The 16,434-nt window shown below is 62.8% G+C and carries 17 protein-coding genes; 12 read left to right on the top strand and 5 right to left on the bottom strand.

Annotated elements, in window-relative coordinates; translation table 11 throughout:
- The first annotated feature begins 363 nt into the window (after nucleotides 1–363).
- From GXY33_15080 to GXY33_15050, 7 genes are all read left to right on the top strand, one after another.
- On the top strand, nucleotides 364–1,254 hold the full coding sequence (locus GXY33_15080; protein ID NLX06460.1) for a hypothetical protein: 891 nt from the start codon (nucleotides 364–366) through the stop codon (nucleotides 1,252–1,254).
- A 2-nt stretch (nucleotides 1,255–1,256) separates the two neighbouring features.
- Nucleotides 1,257–1,820, top strand: coding sequence for a guanylate kinase (gene gmk, locus GXY33_15075; protein NLX06459.1), 564 nt, complete (start codon nucleotides 1,257–1,259; stop codon nucleotides 1,818–1,820).
- Nucleotides 1,821–2,051, top strand: coding sequence for a DNA-directed RNA polymerase subunit omega (locus GXY33_15070; GenBank protein ID NLX06458.1), 231 nt, complete (start codon nucleotides 1,821–1,823; stop codon nucleotides 2,049–2,051).
- A 101-nt stretch (nucleotides 2,052–2,152) separates the two neighbouring features.
- A complete protein-coding gene (locus GXY33_15065; GenBank protein NLX06457.1) occupies nucleotides 2,153–2,725 on the top strand; it encodes a hypothetical protein in 573 nt (190 codons plus the stop codon).
- A gap of 3 nt (nucleotides 2,726–2,728) precedes the next feature.
- Complete coding sequence (locus GXY33_15060; protein NLX06456.1) at nucleotides 2,729–3,349, top strand: phosphopantothenoylcysteine decarboxylase; 621 nt, start codon at nucleotides 2,729–2,731, stop codon at nucleotides 3,347–3,349.
- Nucleotides 3,350–3,351: 2 nt separating this feature from the next.
- Nucleotides 3,352–4,275, top strand: a complete 924-nt coding sequence (locus GXY33_15055; protein ID NLX06455.1) for a thiamine-monophosphate kinase — start codon at nucleotides 3,352–3,354, stop codon at nucleotides 4,273–4,275.
- A 42-nt stretch (nucleotides 4,276–4,317) separates the two neighbouring features.
- The gene (locus GXY33_15050) at nucleotides 4,318–6,354 is read left to right on the top strand and encodes a hypothetical protein (GenBank protein NLX06454.1); all 2,037 of its coding nucleotides are present in this window, start codon (nucleotides 4,318–4,320) and stop codon (nucleotides 6,352–6,354) included.
- Here the strand turns inward: GXY33_15050 and GXY33_15045 are convergent, their stop codons facing one another.
- Nucleotides 6,355–7,008, bottom strand: a complete 654-nt coding sequence (locus tag GXY33_15045; GenBank protein NLX06453.1) for a GntR family transcriptional regulator — start codon at nucleotides 7,006–7,008, stop codon at nucleotides 6,355–6,357. It abuts the gene before it with no gap.
- Nucleotides 7,009–7,155: 147 nt separating this feature from the next.
- Between GXY33_15045 and GXY33_15040 the strand changes: the two genes are divergently transcribed.
- Both GXY33_15040 and GXY33_15035 read left to right on the top strand, forming a co-directional pair.
- Complete coding sequence (locus GXY33_15040; GenBank protein ID NLX06452.1) at nucleotides 7,156–8,391, top strand: DegT/DnrJ/EryC1/StrS family aminotransferase; 1,236 nt, start codon at nucleotides 7,156–7,158, stop codon at nucleotides 8,389–8,391.
- Between the two features lie 15 nt (nucleotides 8,392–8,406).
- Complete coding sequence (locus tag GXY33_15035) at nucleotides 8,407–9,840, top strand: hypothetical protein (protein ID NLX06451.1); 1,434 nt, start codon at nucleotides 8,407–8,409, stop codon at nucleotides 9,838–9,840.
- A gap of 111 nt (nucleotides 9,841–9,951) precedes the next feature.
- Here GXY33_15035 and GXY33_15030 read toward each other — a convergent pair whose 3' ends face one another.
- On the bottom strand, nucleotides 9,952–10,383 hold the full coding sequence (locus GXY33_15030) for a TraR/DksA family transcriptional regulator (protein ID NLX06450.1): 432 nt from the start codon (nucleotides 10,381–10,383) through the stop codon (nucleotides 9,952–9,954).
- 334 nt (nucleotides 10,384–10,717) lie between these two features.
- Here GXY33_15030 and GXY33_15025 point away from each other — a divergent pair, with 334 nt between their 5' ends.
- A complete protein-coding gene (locus tag GXY33_15025; GenBank protein ID NLX06449.1) occupies nucleotides 10,718–13,462 on the top strand; it encodes a leucine--tRNA ligase in 2,745 nt (914 codons plus the stop codon).
- Between the two features lie 246 nt (nucleotides 13,463–13,708).
- Here GXY33_15025 and GXY33_15020 read toward each other — a convergent pair whose 3' ends face one another.
- Nucleotides 13,709–13,918 (bottom strand): hypothetical protein, encoded by a 210-nt coding sequence (locus GXY33_15020; protein NLX06448.1) that lies wholly within the window; start codon nucleotides 13,916–13,918, stop codon nucleotides 13,709–13,711.
- A gap of 393 nt (nucleotides 13,919–14,311) precedes the next feature.
- Here GXY33_15020 and GXY33_15015 point away from each other — a divergent pair, with 393 nt between their 5' ends.
- Both GXY33_15015 and GXY33_15010 read left to right on the top strand, forming a co-directional pair.
- Entirely contained in the window at nucleotides 14,312–14,830 is a 519-nt protein-coding gene (locus tag GXY33_15015) for a DUF4136 domain-containing protein (protein ID NLX06447.1), read from the top strand.
- A 197-nt stretch (nucleotides 14,831–15,027) separates the two neighbouring features.
- Nucleotides 15,028–15,360: a hypothetical protein gene (locus tag GXY33_15010; protein NLX06446.1), complete on the top strand. Its 333-nt coding sequence runs from the start codon at nucleotides 15,028–15,030 to the stop codon at nucleotides 15,358–15,360.
- A gap of 43 nt (nucleotides 15,361–15,403) precedes the next feature.
- Here GXY33_15010 and GXY33_15005 read toward each other — a convergent pair whose 3' ends face one another.
- A complete protein-coding gene (locus GXY33_15005) occupies nucleotides 15,404–15,574 on the bottom strand; it encodes a hypothetical protein (GenBank protein NLX06445.1) in 171 nt (56 codons plus the stop codon).
- A 152-nt stretch (nucleotides 15,575–15,726) separates the two neighbouring features.
- A partial coding sequence (locus GXY33_15000; protein NLX06444.1) for a hypothetical protein occupies nucleotides 15,727–16,434 on the bottom strand: 708 nt, incomplete at its 5' end.

Raw genomic sequence — 16,434 nt, 5'->3', positions numbered from 1 at the left:
CTAGCCACATCCTCGATACCGGCGCGAACGATCTGGGGGTTGCGGCCGGTGCCTTTTCCTAAACTAAGTTTCTTCCCCATACGTACCTACAGGCGGCTATTAAGTAGTTTTGGTTATTGTACTGGTTTAACACGTCAGTAACTTAGTTTCTGATGAAGTCTAACGATGAAGTGGTTCTGAGTCAAGGGCATTTCCGGTGGTTGGGGGTTGGTACGTTAAGGACAATCGCGGCGGGCATGAGAGGGGATTCACACCGGGCCGGGCGATCCATGGGGCCCCGGCGGTGGCCGGAATTGGCTTTGAAAGGTGACCCGTGGGTGCTATAGTTTTTGAACCTGGTCAATATTTGCCGAGGAGAGACACATGATGAATCTGCAGCAGTGGGCGGTTTTGGTGCTGGTATGCGTGGCGGGCGCGGCGATGGCGTGTGGTCAGGCGACGACTCGGCCGGCGGGCGAGACGGAGCAGGCGGCCCAGCCGACGACGGCCCCGGCGACGGTGATGGCCCAGATCGGCGAAAAGACGCTGACGTGGGGCGAGGTCGAGGCGCTCAAGGCACAGCGGATGCCCACGCTGGAGTCCGACGGCATCATCGACGTATGGAAGGTAACGCAGGTTCTGGCCCAGGCGCTTCAGAAAAGCGATTTGCTGAAGGATCCGGAGCGGCAGAAGCTGTACGAGTACGATATGAGCCAGTTGCAGGCCAATTGGTATCTGCGGTCGATGATCGCGAACGTCCAGGTGACGGATGAGGAGATTGCGGAGTTCTATGAGCAGCGGCTGGCCCAGAGCGACGAGTTTCGCGAACCGCAGACGGTCACGGCCAAGTTCATTGCGGCCAAGGAGAAGGAAGAGGCCGACAAGATTCGCCAGCGGCTGATCGAAGGGGAGGATTTCGATAAGCTGATGGAGGAGTACGCCGAGCAGACCAAGCAGGTGACGGGCCTTTCGGACGTGATGGTGGAGGACATCCGGGCGGACCGGCTGCGGAACAATGTTGGGACGCAGTGGCAGGCGTTACAGCAGGTCCAGCTTGATCAGCCGATCGGCCCGCGGAGGATTCCCGGCGGGTATCTGATGTACAAAGTGACGGCGCGGAACGAAGGGCCGGCCAAGCCGCTGGAGGAGGTCCGCGAGACGATCCGTCAGCGGCTGCTGAACAGCAAGCAGCTTGAGCGGCATACGGAGATTCTCAATGAGGCCAAGGAGCAGGCGGGAGTCGAGGAACTGCCGCAGATGGGGCGCAGAAGGTAACCATGCCAGGCAGCCTGATTGTCATCAGCGGTCCTTCGGGCGTGGGCAAGAGCACGGTGGTTCGCCGTCTGGTTGAGCGGCTTGAGGCCACGGTGAGCGTCTCGGCCACCACACGCCCGCAGAGCGAGCAGGAGAAGCATGGCGTAGACTACTATTTTATAAGCGCAGATGAATTTCGGCGGATGATTGAGCAGGATGAGCTGCTGGAGTGGGCTGAGTATCTGGGAAATTTCTATGGGACGCCTCGGGCGGCGGTGGAGGCGGCGTTGGCTGAGGGGCGGAATATGCTGCTGGAAATCGAGGTTGAGGGGGCAAAACAGGTGGCGAAAAGATTCCCAGCCGCTATAATGGTATATTTGCTCCCGCCCAGTGACGAGGATTTGCGTCGCCGGCTGGTGGGTCGCTCCCGGGAGGGGCAGGCCCAGATCGAGACGCGTTTTGCCAACGCGAAGCGCGAGATCGCCCAGGCGCGGGAGTCGGGCGTTTACGACCATTGGGTGGTGAACGTCGAGGTGGATCGGGCCGTGGACGAGATTGCGGCGATTGTGGAACAAAGGAGCCGATGAATGCTGGAAGTGCTCAAAGACGACGACATCATCAACAAGGTTGGCGGACGGTTCAAGCTGGCGGCGCTGATGCAGCGGCGGTGGGTGGAGTTGCTGCAGGGCGCGCGTCCGGCGGTGAAGCGCGAGGACGGCATGACGGACCTGGAGGTGATCGCCGAGGAGGTCATGCAGGAGAAGCTGGGGATCGACTACGAAACCAGCGACGTTCCAAGCCCCGACGAGCTGCATTGAGGCGGGAGTGCCCGTTTTGAGGAACCCACGTCCGGCCGGGCCGCTGCCCTGTCGGACGTTTGTTTTTTACGTGTTGTCGGCGATGGTTGCGGAGAAAGGGCATGGGTCGGATGGAACTGGCGGATTTGACGGGCCGTCGGATCGCGGTCGGGGTTTGCGGCGGGATCAGCGCGTACAAGATCGTGCAACTCGTCTCGTACCTGGTCCAGTCGGGCGCGCAGGTCGAGGTGGTTTTGACCGACAGCGCGCGAGAGTTTGTGGGTCCGGCGAGCTTTCAGGGGCTGACGGGTCGGAAGGTGCGATTCGATTTCTGGGACACGCCGCAGAACGAGCGGGCCAGCCACATTGAGTTGGGGCTGTGGGCGGAGCTGCTGGTGGTGGCGCCGCTGACCGCGGCGACGGCGGCGAAGATGAGCACGGGACTGGCGGACAATCTGCTGGTGGCGACGTGGCTGGCGGTGCGGTGCCCTGTGGCGGCGGCGCCGGCGATGAACCCGCGGATGTGGTCGCACCCGGCGGTTCGCGGGTCGATGGAGAAGCTCGGCGAGTTCGGCGTGCAGTTCGTGGGGCCGGAGAAGGGGCACATGTCGTGCGGCGAGCCGGGCGAGGGGCGGATGGCGGAGCCGGAGGAGATTTACCGGGTGTGCGTGCAACTGCTGGGGACGAGGGTTTAGCCGATGCATTTTCTGATCACCGCCGGTCCGACCCGGGAGCCTCTGGACCCGGTGCGATTCATTTCGAACCGTTCATCGGGGCAGATGGGCTATCAGGTGGCGGGCGCGGCGCTCGAGGCGGGCCACCAGGTGACGCTGGTGAGCGGGCCGGTGTCGTTGGAGCCGCCGGCGGGGTCGAAGGTGCTTTCGGTGGTGACGGCGGAGGAGATGTACGAGGCGTGTTTGCGGGTGTATGGGAACGTTGACGTGGTGGTGGCGACGGCGGCGGTGTGCGACTATCGGCCGGTGCGGATCAGCGGGCACAAGATCAAGAAGGGGGCGGAGACGTTGACGTTGAAGATGGTCCGCACGCAGGACACGCTGGCGGAGCTGGGTCGTCGCAAGACGCGTCAGATTCTGGTGGGTTTCGCGTTGGAGGATCGCCAGCCCAAGACGGCGGCGCGGAAGAAGTTTCGGGAGAAGAAGCTGGACGCGATCGTGCTGAACAGCCCGGCGGCGCTGTCGAGTTCTCGGAACCAGGTGAGCGTGTTTTACGGCGGGCAGTGGCAGGACTGGCCGGAGATGACCAAGCAGGCGTTGGCGCGTCGGCTGGTGCGGCTGGTCGAGGTGCTGGCGAGGAAGTAGCCGTGGACGAGTGGGCGTTCATCGACTGGGTCAAGATCTACCTGGAGCGATCGGGTCGCGACGAGCGGGTGGTGACGGGGGTCGGCGATGACATGGCGGTGGTGCGGGCGGGTCGCGAGACGCTGCTGCTGGGTTCGGACATGCTGGTGGAGGGGGTGCATTTCGACCTGGGCGGGACGAGCCCGGAGCAGGTCGGTCGCAAGGCGCTGGGGGTATGCCTTTCGGACTGCGCGGCGATGGCGGGCAGACCGCTGGCGGCGCTGGTGTCGTTGAGCAAGCCGCGGGTGATGTCGATGTCGGTGGTGGAGCGGGTCTACCACGGTCTGGCGCGGATGGCGCGGGATTTCGGCTGCACGATCGTGGGCGGCGACACGTGCGGCGGTTCGTCGCAGTTGGTGATCGACGTGTCGCTGTTGGGCGTGGCGGACGGGGTCGAGCCGGTGCTTCGGAGCGGGGCGAAGGCTGGCGACTGGCTGTACGTGACCGGACGGCTTGGCGGGTCGATTCTGGGCCGGCACACGGATTTTGTGCCGCGAGTGCAGGAAGGCCGGTGGCTGGCGGAGAAGTTGCCGGTGCATGCGATGATCGATCTGTCGGACGGGTTGAGCACGGACGTCGGGCACGTGTGCCGGGCGAGCGGGGTGGCGGCGGAGTTCGACGAGGCGCGGCTGGTGGATGCGGCTTCGGAGGCGGCGCGGACGCTGGCGGACCGGGATGGTCGGAGCGTGCTGGAGCACGTACTGAACGACGGGGAGGATTTCGAACTGCTGGCGGCGATTGGCGCGGAGCCGGAGGAACTGCCGGAGTTGCCGGGGAATCTGGCGTTGCGGGCGGTGGGACGGATGGTGGAGGGCGAAGGGGCGTGGATTGTGCGGGCTGACGGGAATCGCAACGCACTGCGTTCGGGTGGGTACAAGCATTTCTAGGGCGTGCCGGTTGGGCTTTCGGAGAAGTGGAGCGGCGGGCCGATGACGCTACGGGCCATTCTGATCGGTTTGCTGGGGGTGGGGTTTTTCTGCGGGTTCACGTACTTCAACGACGCGGTGATGCGTCAGACGATGTTCATCGGCAACACGATGCCGATTTCGGTGTACGGCGGGCTTCTTGTTTTTCTGGTTGTGGTGAATCCGCTTCTGTTTCGGGCGTACCGTCGGTTGGCGCTGAGCGGCCGGGAGCTGGCGGTGATTCTGGCGATGGTGCTTCCGGCGTGCGCGATTCCGGGTTCGGGGCTGATGCGGACGTTCACGGCGTCGATTATTTTGCCGCAGTACTACAGCCGGACGACGCCGGGTTGGGAGGCGGAGGGGGTTTTGGATTTGGCGCCGTGGCCGATGCTGGTGCGGGTTGGGGAGGGGGATGAGAATGTGTTGAGCGGGTTCATGGGCGGGATGGCGAGCGGGCTGGGGCACATTGGTCTGGGGGAGGTTCCGTGGCGTGCGTGGGCCGGTCCGCTGGCGTTCTGGCTGGTTCTGATTGTGTCGTTGTGGGCGGCTTTGATCGCGTTGGCGGTGGTGGTTCACCGGCAGTGGGCGCATCACGAGCAGTTGCCTTATCCGATCGCGGGGTTCGCGAACGCGTTGCTGCCGGAGGGCGATCGGGCGCAGGGGGGCGTTTTTCGTCGGCGGTTGTTCTGGATCGGTTTGGCGGGGGTTTTTCTGTTCCACATGAACAACTACGGGGCGACGTGGTTTCCGGACCGGCTGGTGGCGGCGCCGACATCGCTGGGTTTTGCTCCATTGGCGAAGCTGTTTCCCACGTTCGAGCGGGGCGGGGGTTCGTATCTGTTGAGCCAGCCGATCTACTTCACGGTGGTCGCGTTCGCGTACTTTCTGGCTTCGGACGTTTCGTTGGGTCTGGGGATTGGGCCGTATCTGTACATGGTCGTGGCGGGGACGTTCGCGAAGTACGGGGTTCCGATTCGGGGTGGTGCGCCACTGGCGCCGCAGATTCAGAGTTCGATGAATTTCGGGGCGTATTTCGGGTTGTTTTTGACGCTGCTGTACACGGGTCGTCACTACTACGGTCAGGTGTTCGGCCGGGCGCTATTTTTACGGTGGTCGTCGGAGGTGGAGGGATATGCGGTGCAGGCGGCGCGGGTGTTTCTGGGTGCGACGGGGGTGTTCGTGGCGGCGTTGATTCTGGTGGGGCTGGACTGGCCGCTGGCGCTGCTGTACGGAGGGGGGGCGGTGATGATTTTTCTGGTGATGGCGCGGATTTCGGCTGAGACGGGTTTGTTTTTCATTCAGGCGTGGTGTTTTCCGTGCGTGGCGATCTGGGGTCTTTTCGGTTCGACGGCGTTGGGGCCGGAGTCGCTGCTGATCATGCTGCTGGTGACGATGGTTTTGCTGCTGGATCCGCGGGAGGCGTTGATGCCGTTCGCGGTGAACGCGTTGAAGCTGGCGGACGCGCGGGCGATTCGGATCGGGCGGACGGGGGCGGCGGCCGGGGCGGCGGTGGCGATGGGTCTGGCGGTGGCGATTCCGGCGACGTTATACTTCCAGTACGACCGTGGGGCGAATCTGACGGACACGTGGGCATGCAGGGCGGTACCCACGATGGCGTTCAATGAGGCGCTGCGGGTTCAGCAACGGCTGGCCGCGCAGGACAATCTGGCTGAGGCGGAGGCGCTTAGGGGTTGGCGGCGGATTACGCGGATGAGTCCGGACGGGACGGCGGGTTTGGGTTTCGCGGCGGGATTGGCGCTGGTGACGGCGGCTGCGGCGGGACGGTTGCGGTTCAGCCGGTGGCCGATTCATCCAGTACTGTTTCTGGTCTGGAGCACGTATCCTGGGTTCTGCTTCGCCTCGTCGTTTTTAGTTGGGTGGTTGGTGAAGGTGTCGGTGACGCATTACGGGGGTGCGACGGCGTACCAGCGGCTCAAGCCGCTGATGTTCGGTCTGGTGGCTGGGGACATGCTGGGCGGGGTGGCGCCGATTCTGATTGGACTGGTTTACTATCTGGGGACGGGGGAACTGCCGAAGGTGTTCAACATACTGCCGACGTGATCAGGTGGGGTCGGGTTTGGCGACCTGGGAGGCGACGCTGTGGATGTGTCGTCGCATGGCGCGGTCGGCGAGTTCGGGATCGCCCTGGGCGATGGCGTCGACGAGGGTCTGGTGGCTTGAGGGGCCGTGGAACTCGTCGTGGGACCAGGCGATTTTCCAGGAGCCGGTGGTGATCATCGACATGGTGATCAGGTGGTCGTATCGTTCGGTGATGGCATCGCAGCCGGCGGCGTCGACGAGGGTTTTGTGGATCTGCAGATCGACGTGGGCGGCCTTTTCGTACTTGCCGGCCTTCAGGAGCTGCTGGAGTTTGGCGACGAGTCGGCGGAGCTTGTCAATCAGGGCGCGGTCGGCGGCGGCGGCGACGAGTCGGGCGGCTTGGACCTCGAGGCCTTCGCGGACGATGGCGATGTCCTGGAGTTGGCGGAGGGAGAGCTGTTTGAGGCTGATGCCGCGTTGCGGGTGGACTTCGAGGATTCCTTCCTGTTCGAGTCGCCGGATGGCCTCGGTGATGGGGACGACGGACATGCCGAGCTTGGCGGCGAGCTTGCGCATGGACCAGGCGTGGTCGTCGGAGAACTCGTGGGTGACGACCATCATGCGGATTTTTTCGTAGGCGACCTGACTTTTCGTCTGACTTTCGGATCGAGCCACTTGACCTTGGTCCTGGGTTGCTGTTATGATACTGTCATGACAGTTGCCGGCCGTCCCGAAGTCATTGGTCGGGTCGGCCGGTGTGGAGCATACCCGGGCGCGGCGTCCGGGTCAACCGGGAACCGGCAAGGCAAGGAGATCGTGGGCATGGCGCTGCAACCGAAGCATCCGGGTCGAGTGACCGAGCGGGCGATGGAGCTGTTGCGGGAGGTGGTGGAGTACGGGTTCGGGAACTCGTCGGGTCCGGGCATGGTGGGTCGGTTCGAGGCGGCGTTCGCCAAGCGGTTCGGCGCGCCGTACGCGATCGGGCTGTGCAACGGGACGGCAACGATGCACTGCTGCCTGGCGGCGGCGGGCGTGGAGCCGGGCGAGGAGGTGATCGTGCCTCCGCTGACCGCGGCGGCGACGGCGTTCTGCGTGCTGCACCAGGGGGCGGTGCCGGTGTTCGCGGACATCGACGCCCGGACGTTTAACATCGACCCGAACTCGATCGCCGAGCGGATCACGCCGCTGACGCGGGCGATCATTCCGGTGGGGCTTTACGGGCTGTCGGCGGATATGGACCCGATCATGGAGATCGCCAAGGCCCACAACCTGACGGTGATCGAGGACAACGCCGAGTGCCTTCTGGGCCAGTACAAGGGGCGGCTGGCGGGGACGACGGGTCACATGGCCAGCTTCAGCCTGCAGGCGTCGAAGCACATTTCGTGCGGCGACGGCGGCATCGTAACCACGTCGGACCTGGAGTACGCGAACATGGTGCGTCGGTTTTCGTGCGTCGGTTTTCGCACGCTGGGCGCGACGCGGGGCGGGACGATGAGCAAGCAGGACCGCGGCCATCCGAGTTCGCTGCGGCATGATTTTCTCGGCTGGAACTACCGCATGTCGGATTTGCAGGGGGCGGTGGCGCTGGAGCAGACGGAGCGGATGGACGAGTTGGTCGACCTGCGGATGAAGATCGCGGCGATGTACCTGGAGGCGATCGACGGCTGCGGGTGGCTATGTCCGCAGTACACGCCGCCGGAGTACGTCAACTCGTACTGGACGTTCGTGTGCCGATTCGATCCGGAAAAGGCCGGCTGCTCGTGGGATCAGTTCCGCCAGCGGTTCTGGTCGCTGGGCGGCGATTTCCTCTACGGGGCATGGCAGTTGACGTACAATGAGCCGGTGTTCCAGAATCGCCGGTTTTTGGGGAGTTTTCCGATCGATTCGGAAATCTACAAGGGGCGGTATCGCGACTATAGCCCCGGGCTTTGTCCGGTGGCCGAGTCGCTTCAACCGCACCTGATGCAGTTCAAGACGAATTACATGGATTTGAACGTGGCGGCCGAGCAGGCCAAGGCGCTTAAGAACACCATCGCCGCGATCAACGCGGAACGGTGATTCAGGAGACACGCGATGCAGCTTAGCGCGGCACTGTCGGAGAGTCAGGTCGAGGCGATCGATCGGGCGGCGTTCGATCTGCTCGAACGCCGCGGGTTTAGGGTGATGCACGAGGAGGCGCTGGAGCGTCTGGGCAAGGCGGGCGCGACGGTCGAGGCGTCGGGGCTGGTTCGCATGCCGCGTTCGCTGATGGCTGAGCTGTTGGCCCAGGTCCCTCGGACGTACCAGATCACCGGGCTGGATGGTATCGTCCGGACGATCGGCGGCGGCGAGCAGTACGGCAACGCGATCGTGACCGATCCGTGGATCATCGACTACGAGACGGGCGGTCCGCGCCGCCCTCGGCTTGAGGATCTTCGCCGCAACACGATTGTGGCCCAGCAACTGGGGCACGTGGCGGGTATCGGGCGAATGGACTTTCCGGTGACCGACGTGGAGGGTCCGGCGTCGAGCCACCGGGCGCTGCTGGAACATTTGCTGCATCACGCGAAGCACTACTACGTGTACGTGACGTCGCTGGAGAGTCTCGATGAGTGGATCGAGATCGGCCGGGTGCTGACGGGCGGCGAAGGGCTGCGGGAGTCATCGACCGGTCGGGCGCTGTTCAGCACCGCCGTCGCGTCGCTGACGCCGCTGACGATCACGGCGATGAACGTCGAGCTGCTCAAGACCGCGTGCCGGTACGGAATGCCGGTGGTGCCGACGGTTTGTCCGTCGGCGGGAACGACGAGCCCGCACTCGCTGGCGGGCACGCTGCTGGTCGGGCACATCGAGTGCCTGATGATCGCGGCGCTGGCCCAGCTCTACCGGCCGGGCCATCCGTTTTTGTACACGTTCGGGCCGGCGGTGACGGACATGCGGAGCGGAACGTGCCTGTACTACACGTTCGACAAGGTGCTCTGGAAGTACGCCCACGTGCAGCTCGCCAAGGCCCACAACCTGCCGGCGAGCACTGAGTGCGGCGGGGCGACGACGTTTCGGGCGGACGCCCAGCACGGGGCGGAAGGGGTGCTGTTCATGCTGGCGGCGGCAGCTTCGGGGGCGGATCAGATCAATGGGTTCGGCTCGACGTACAACGCGATCGGGCATTCGACGGAGATGATGGTCATCCAAAGCGGCTGGCTGGAGCTGGCCCGGTTCCTTCAGCGGGGGATTCCGACCGATCCGGTCCGGTTGGCGGTCGAGGAAATCGCAGCGGCTGGACCGGGCGGGCACTTTATGATGGATGAACTGACATTGCGGACGATGCGGGGCGGCGAGTTCGCGACCGGCGAGCGGTTGGCGACGGATCTGTTCGACTGGTCGGGCGAACCGGACGGCAAGCCGCTGATGGAGCGGGCTCACGAGAAGGTCGCAGCCATGGTCGAGGGGTTCGAATCGCCGGTGCCTATCGGCATCCAGGAAGCCCTGCGGCGGCACTTCCGCGACCGGCTCGGCGTCCGCGCCTGATCTGGAGATTGGACCGCCCTCGGCGCGCGGCATGTCCGATAAAAAGACAAGCCACTGGGTTTCCCAATCCCCCCTTTCGAGGCGCAATCCCCCCGGAGCGTTCCTCGCTGATCACTCCGAACTATCGTCCCACTCGGTCGGCTCGGCCGCGGCGGCGGATCGGCGGTAGGCCGACATGCGGTCCTGCTTTTCCTGGCAGTCACGGCAGTAGCGGGCCCAGGGAATGACCTTGAGGCGCTTGGCGACGATCGCCTCGCCGCAGGACTCGCAGAGGCCGTACTCGCCCGCTTGGACCTTTCCCAGAGCCCGATCGACCTCTTCGAGGGTGCCGGCCTGCTTTTCCAGGATGGCCCCGAACAGTTCGACGGCGTAATCGTTGGACGCATGATCCGCACTATCTCCGCTGGCGCCCTGGAGTCCGACGTCCGGAACGTCCTCGGCGTAGCTTCGCACCGAACTGACCAGTTCCTCGCGACGCTCTTCGAGCATCTTTCGGTACTGCTCCAGTTGCGTCTTGTTGCAGGCCTTGGATCGTGTTGCCATCTCAGTAACCTCCTTCCCGAAACCGGGTGTTGCCTCTGGTGGCTGCGGCCAAATTCTAATCGGCCAAAACCACGGTGTCAGTTAAAAAAGAGCCTATCAACCAAATTCCGTTATTATCGGCCTCCTCGGCTGGCGGCACAGAATTATAGCCCCAAAGTCAAGGGCGGTTGGCAAAAAACGGCGGCCGGTTTTTGGGTTGGCGCGGTCGGCGATCGGCGACGGCAACAGGGTTGTTTTGGCCGTGGCGGCGATCTATAATTCCGATTTCTCAGTCACTCTGGCAAGCGGTTGTCTGACAGCGATTTACCGCGCATAAGATGAACGGACGGCGAGCATGAGCAGAAGCTACAGTTTCAACGAGATCGAACAGAAGTGGCAGCGGTTTTGGGAAAACCAGAACACGTTCGGGGTTGAGGCCGATCAAGGTAAGCCGAAGTATTACGTGCTGGACATGTTCCCGTATCCCAGCGGGGCGGGTCTGCACGTGGGCCATCCGGAGGGCTACACCGCGACCGATATCATGGCGCGGTACAAGCGGATGAAGGGGTTCAACGTGTTGCACCCGATGGGCTACGATTCGTTCGGGCTGCCGGCCCAGCAGTACGCGGTGGAGCACGGGATTCATCCGCGGATCACGACGGAGCGGAACATCGCGAACATCGAGCGTCAGATCAAGATGTTCGGTTTTTCGTACGACTGGTCGCGTCGGGTGGCGACGACCGATCCGCAGTACTACCGCTGGACGCAGTGGATATTTTTGCAGATGTACGGCAGCTATTACGATCGGGAGGCGGATGCGGCGCGGCCGATCGGCGAGTTGAAGACCAAGCTGGAGTCGGGTGAGGTTCGGATCGACGCCAGGGGCGGGGCCGGCTGGGCGGAGTTGTCGGAGGAGCAGAAGCGGCGGTACCTCGATTCGCGTCGGTTGGCGTACATGGCGGAGGTGCCGGTGAACTGGTGTCCGGCGCTGGGGACGGTGCTGGCGAATGAGGAGGTGACCAACGAGGGCCGGTCGGAGCGGGGCGACCATCCGGTGTACCGGCGGAATCTGAAGCAGTGGATGCTGCGGATCACGGCGTACGCCGACCGGCTGGAGCGAGATCTGGAGGGGTTGGACTGGCCGGAGCGGATCAAGCTGATGCAGCGGAACTGGATCGGCAAGTCGACCGGGGCGGAGGTCGATTTTCCGTTGGAGTCGGTGGCGACGGAGGCGTGGTTCGCGGCGCGGAAGGCGAACGGTTTTACGGCCGACCCGGGCGAGGGCGTCATCCGCGTCTATACGACGCGGCCGGATACGCTGTTTGGGGCGACGTACATGGTGCTCGCGCCGGAGCATCCGCTGGTCGCGGAGATCACCACGGACGATCGGCGGCAGGAGGTGCAGCGGTACGTCTCGACGGCTTTGCACAAGTCGGAGCTGGAGCGGGTGGCCGAGGCGAAGGAGAAGACGGGCGTCTTTAGCGGGGCGTACGCGATCAACCCGGTGAACCGGGAGAAGGTTCCGGTGTGGGTGGCGGACTACGTGCTGATGAGCTACGGGACGGGCGCGATCATGGCGGTGCCGGCGCACGACACCCGCGACCTGGAGTTCGCGGAGAAGTTTGGGTTGCCGGTGATCCAGGTAGTTGAGCCGCCAGAGGGCGCGGAGTGGCGCGGCTTTGTCGACGACGGCGTGGCGGTCAACTCGGGGGCGTATAACGGCTTGGCGACGCCGGAGTTCAAGCGGCGGATCACGGAGGACCTGGAGAAGGCGGGGCTTGGGCGGTTCGGCGTCAACTACAAGCTGCGCGATTGGATTTTTTCGCGGCAGTGGTATTGGGGCGAGCCGTTCCCGATCGTTCATTGCGAGCGGTGCGGCACGGTGCCGGTGCCGGAGGACCAGCTTCCGGTGCTGCTGCCGGAGATCGAGGATTTCACGCCGGCGGCGAGCGACGATCCGGAGGCGCCGCCTCAGCCGCCGCTTTCGCGGGCGGCGGAGTGGGCGAGCGTGGCGTGTCCGGCGTGCGGCGAATCGGCGCGGCGCGAGGTGAACGCGATGCCGCAGTGGGCTGGGTCGTGCTGGTACTATCTGCGGTACATCGACCCGCGCAACGACCAAGCGGCGTGGTCGCGAGAGAAGGAAACGTACTGGATGCCGGTGGATCTGTACGTGGGCGGGGCGGAGCACGCGGTGCTGCATCTGCTGTACGCGCGGTTCTGGCACAAGGTGCTGTTCGACCTGGGATACGTGTCGACGGCTGAGCCGTTCGCCAAGCTGTTCAACCAGGGGATGATCCGGAGTTTCGCGTATCGCGATCAGCGCGGGATCTACGTCGGGTACGACAAGGTGGACAGTTCGGGCGAGACGCCGCGTCACAAGGAGACGGGTGAGGCGCTGACCGAGTCGATCGAGAAGATGTCGAAGAGCCTCAAGAACGTGGTGAACCCGGATGAGGTGATCGGCGAGTACGGAGCCGATACGTTCCGGCTGTATGAGATGTTCATGGGCCCGCTGGAGGCGTCCAAGCCGTGGAACACGCGGGACGTGCCGGGCGTACACCGGTTTTTGCACCGGGTCTGGCGGATGGTCGAGGGCAGCGAGGATCAGGCGTCGCTGGTGACGGATGGGAACGTCGAGGAATTGGAGCGGTCGCTGCACAAGCTGATCCGCAAGGTCGGCCAGGACGTCGAGTCGATGAAGTTCAACACGGCGATCGCGGCGATGATGGAGTTCGTCAACGCGGCGTTCCGGAGCGGGCGGATCGGGCGCGGTCAGGCGGAGCGATTTTTGCTGGTGCTGGCCCCGTTCGCACCGCACATCGCTGAGGAGCTCTGGCGGACGCTCGGACACGATCAGTCGCTGGCGTACGAACCGTGGCCGGCGTTCGACGCGAAGCTGGCGGCGGAGGAGCAGATCGAGGTGCCGGTGCAGATCAACGGTAAGGTTCGGAGCAAGCTGACGGTGGCGCCGGAGACGGATGAAAAACAGATCGAGGCGCTGGCCCTGGCGGACCCGAAAGTCCAGCAGCAGCTCGAGGGCAAGCGGGTCTTGAAGGTGATCGTTGCGCAGAAGCGGCTGGTGAACATTGTGGCGAAGTAGTCGCGGCGGGTCGTTGGGGTGTGGTACGGGTTTGCCGTGCGTCGGGACGGCGAGTGGTCGGCACGGCCGTACGCGGTGTAACGCTGCAATACAAGCTTCTTTCCCCTCCGGTGGAGGACTCATCGTCCATCCACCTTTCCTATCGGCGGGCGGCGTCGCGGCTTGAACTGGTAAGATGGGCAGAGGCAACAGGCGGGTGGATGTTTCAGCCGTGCAACGGGCCGGTGCCGATAAACGCGCGGACGGCTACTGGGCAGAGAGGATGATCGCGCCGGCGTTGGGAATGCGGTCGAGGCAGTCGGTGTATCTGACGGTGGGGACGCCGCCGGGGACTTTCTCGCCCTTGTTGTCCGTTTTGTCAAGCGGGGCGAAACCGCGAACGAACTGGCCGGTGATGACGGCGAGTTGGGCGGTTTTGAACTGCTTCTGGTCGAAGGCGGCGACGGGCACCAGCACGAAGGCTTTGTTCTTTTCGGCGCTGAGGCACTGGTTGAGGACCTTCTGGTTGTTTACGGTGATGTCCGAGGTCAGTTCGCCGAGGATGGCCAGACACGAGACAAAAACCTCAGCCTCCTGTGGGCCCGCTGATATCGGCCGTGGCTATCGATAAGCGCACCTGTTCCTTGCGAAGGTGTTTTATCTCCCATCATCGACCGGTCATGCAGACTGGATTTTCCTGCGGCCTGATATTATTCTTAGGGTTATGATATATGAACCCATGACTAGGCGAGTAGAAGTCATGCGATTTTGACGTAGTTGTGTTTTCTTGGAGTACGAGGCGTGTTGACTTGGGCCGTAATGTCGAACTCCTCTTGTCCTCGACAGCAGATTGAAATGAGGTAACATGCAATGAGAGGAATGGTCATTGTTCTCGGCGGGATTCTCTTGATCACAGGCTGTTCATCTTCTCACGAACTGAAGCCAGGCATGGTTCACGTGTATACTGAGCCAAGCATCTCGTGCGAAAGGGACCCCGGCGCAGCCTTTGACAGTTACATCAGTTTCACTACTCTGCCTTTGGCTGAAGGGGATAAGACGCTTCGTATGAACGTAATTGTAGAAAAACAGTTGCTTTTCATAATACGGAACAACCTGGAAGTACTCGGCTACCGCTACGTTGATGATCTAAATGAAGCAGATATCTGCATAACGGTGTTATATGCTAACGAGTATGAAAGCCAGTTTGTGCCGCCACAGACGTACACGACTCAACGATACGTGCCCGGACAAACTCAGACTGCACACATCAATCTCTACGGACCGTACGGGTCAAGTTGGGGAACGGCAACGACAATGACACCGGGTTATTTCTTTCCCGTCACGGTAACAGTTCCCGGGCATTACGTCGGGGCTACTATCCTTTTGTAGGTGTTCAAGTATTCGAACGACAGAGAAACATGTTAGTTTGGTCAGGCTCGGCAGCCGTTGCAACGGCCGAGGATGATGTGCGACGTTCTGGTGGCGTATTGCTTTATCATCTTCTCCTCGGGGAGCACAATCCAAGGTTTCCTAAGTGCGTCAGTCCCGACTGCAATGACGATTCCGGGAATGGCGCATTTGGGATCATGGTCAGTATTGTCACAGAGAACGGGAATGACTTCTATCCGTGTGTTGCCGCCGTTTATTGCGATTCTCCTGCATATCGGGAAGGTGTGAGGCCTTTTGATATAATAGTGGGCGTGGACGGTTCCAGCACGCTCAATTGGTCGTGTCGCGAGTTTCTCACGGCTTTAAACAAGATGAGGGGCGAGAAGGTTGTCTTGACTCTTAAGCGTGACGAACAGCAGGAGATTGTGACTGTTATTGCTGCGGATGAAGATGTCGCAGCTGCCAATTGGACGAAGCTGAAGTACCGCGATTCAAAGGGTAAGATACGAACGAAAAGACGGAGGATGTGAGGAATCCACGTCAAACCAGCGTTCTCCCAAAGGTCTGCCACCTTCACGAGGAGTCGTGCAAGATCAGGTTGTTGGCGAAATCGACGTCGCCGTTGGCCCGGACCTGACAGATCTGCTTGAAGCGGATGCGGGGTACGTCGGTGATCTGGGCTGAGGTTACGGCTGTCGCCGCCAGCAGGATCACGATGATGAGAGCGGACCTGGATCGGAACACGATTGCCTCCTTTCGTGCTTTGTCGGAACCGCTTGAACGTTGTCCCACCGAGGATGTCAATGGCGGCCGTGCGCAGACGGGATCGGGCCCGCAGGCGACCATACATCAGTATACTTCGCGGATCGCCGGGCTCAACAGCAAAGGTCGGATGGTCAGTATTGGACCGGGCGGAGCACGAAGATGCCGCCCTCGAATCGGCTCAGGCCCCATTCGAGGCTTTTTTCGATCTGGTCGGTTCCGCTGTTGGGGTCCCACGAGCCGCCGCCGGAGGTGATGGAGACGCACCACTGGTTTCCTTCCTCCCAGCCGCGCGGGAAGGGCGGCCCGGAGAAGCTCAGCGAATGACCGTAGTAGGCGGTGTCGTTGAAGTTGTAGCCGAAGATTTCGTACTCCCGCGGAGCGGGATCTTTCTTATCGAAGCGGAGGAAGACGTTCCAGCCGCCGGAGTGGGCATTGGGGTCGGTGACGATCTTGCCTTCGAGGGCGGCGGGGTACCATTCGGGGTCGGTCCACTTGAAGATGTAGTTGGCGTTTCCACCCTTGGCGTCGGTGGCGTTGAAGGCGAGCATGTTGCCGCCGCCGTCCTTGTCGGACCGGACGGTGATGGTGAACTGCCCGTTGGGGTCGGTGACGCCGGGATTGGCGCCGACAAGTTCCGCCCAGTGCCACGAGGTGGACCAGTCGAACTCCTTGCCGACGACGGGGTTGCCGGTCGGCGGGTATTCGCCGGGGCTCAAACAGTAGCGGGCGGTGGCGGTAAAGACGATCTCGGCGGTGTCGCCATAGTCGAAGACGACGACGGGCGGATCGGCTTGGACGACGACGTTGTACTCGGGATCGCCGCAGACGACGTTGACCGG

The sequence above is a fragment of the Phycisphaerae bacterium genome, assembly GCA_012729815.1.
Classification (GTDB): Bacteria; Planctomycetota; Phycisphaerae; order JAAYCJ01; family JAAYCJ01; genus JAAYCJ01.
Note: the sequence above shows the minus strand (reverse complement) of the source record. Positions and strands in the feature narration are given on the sequence as shown.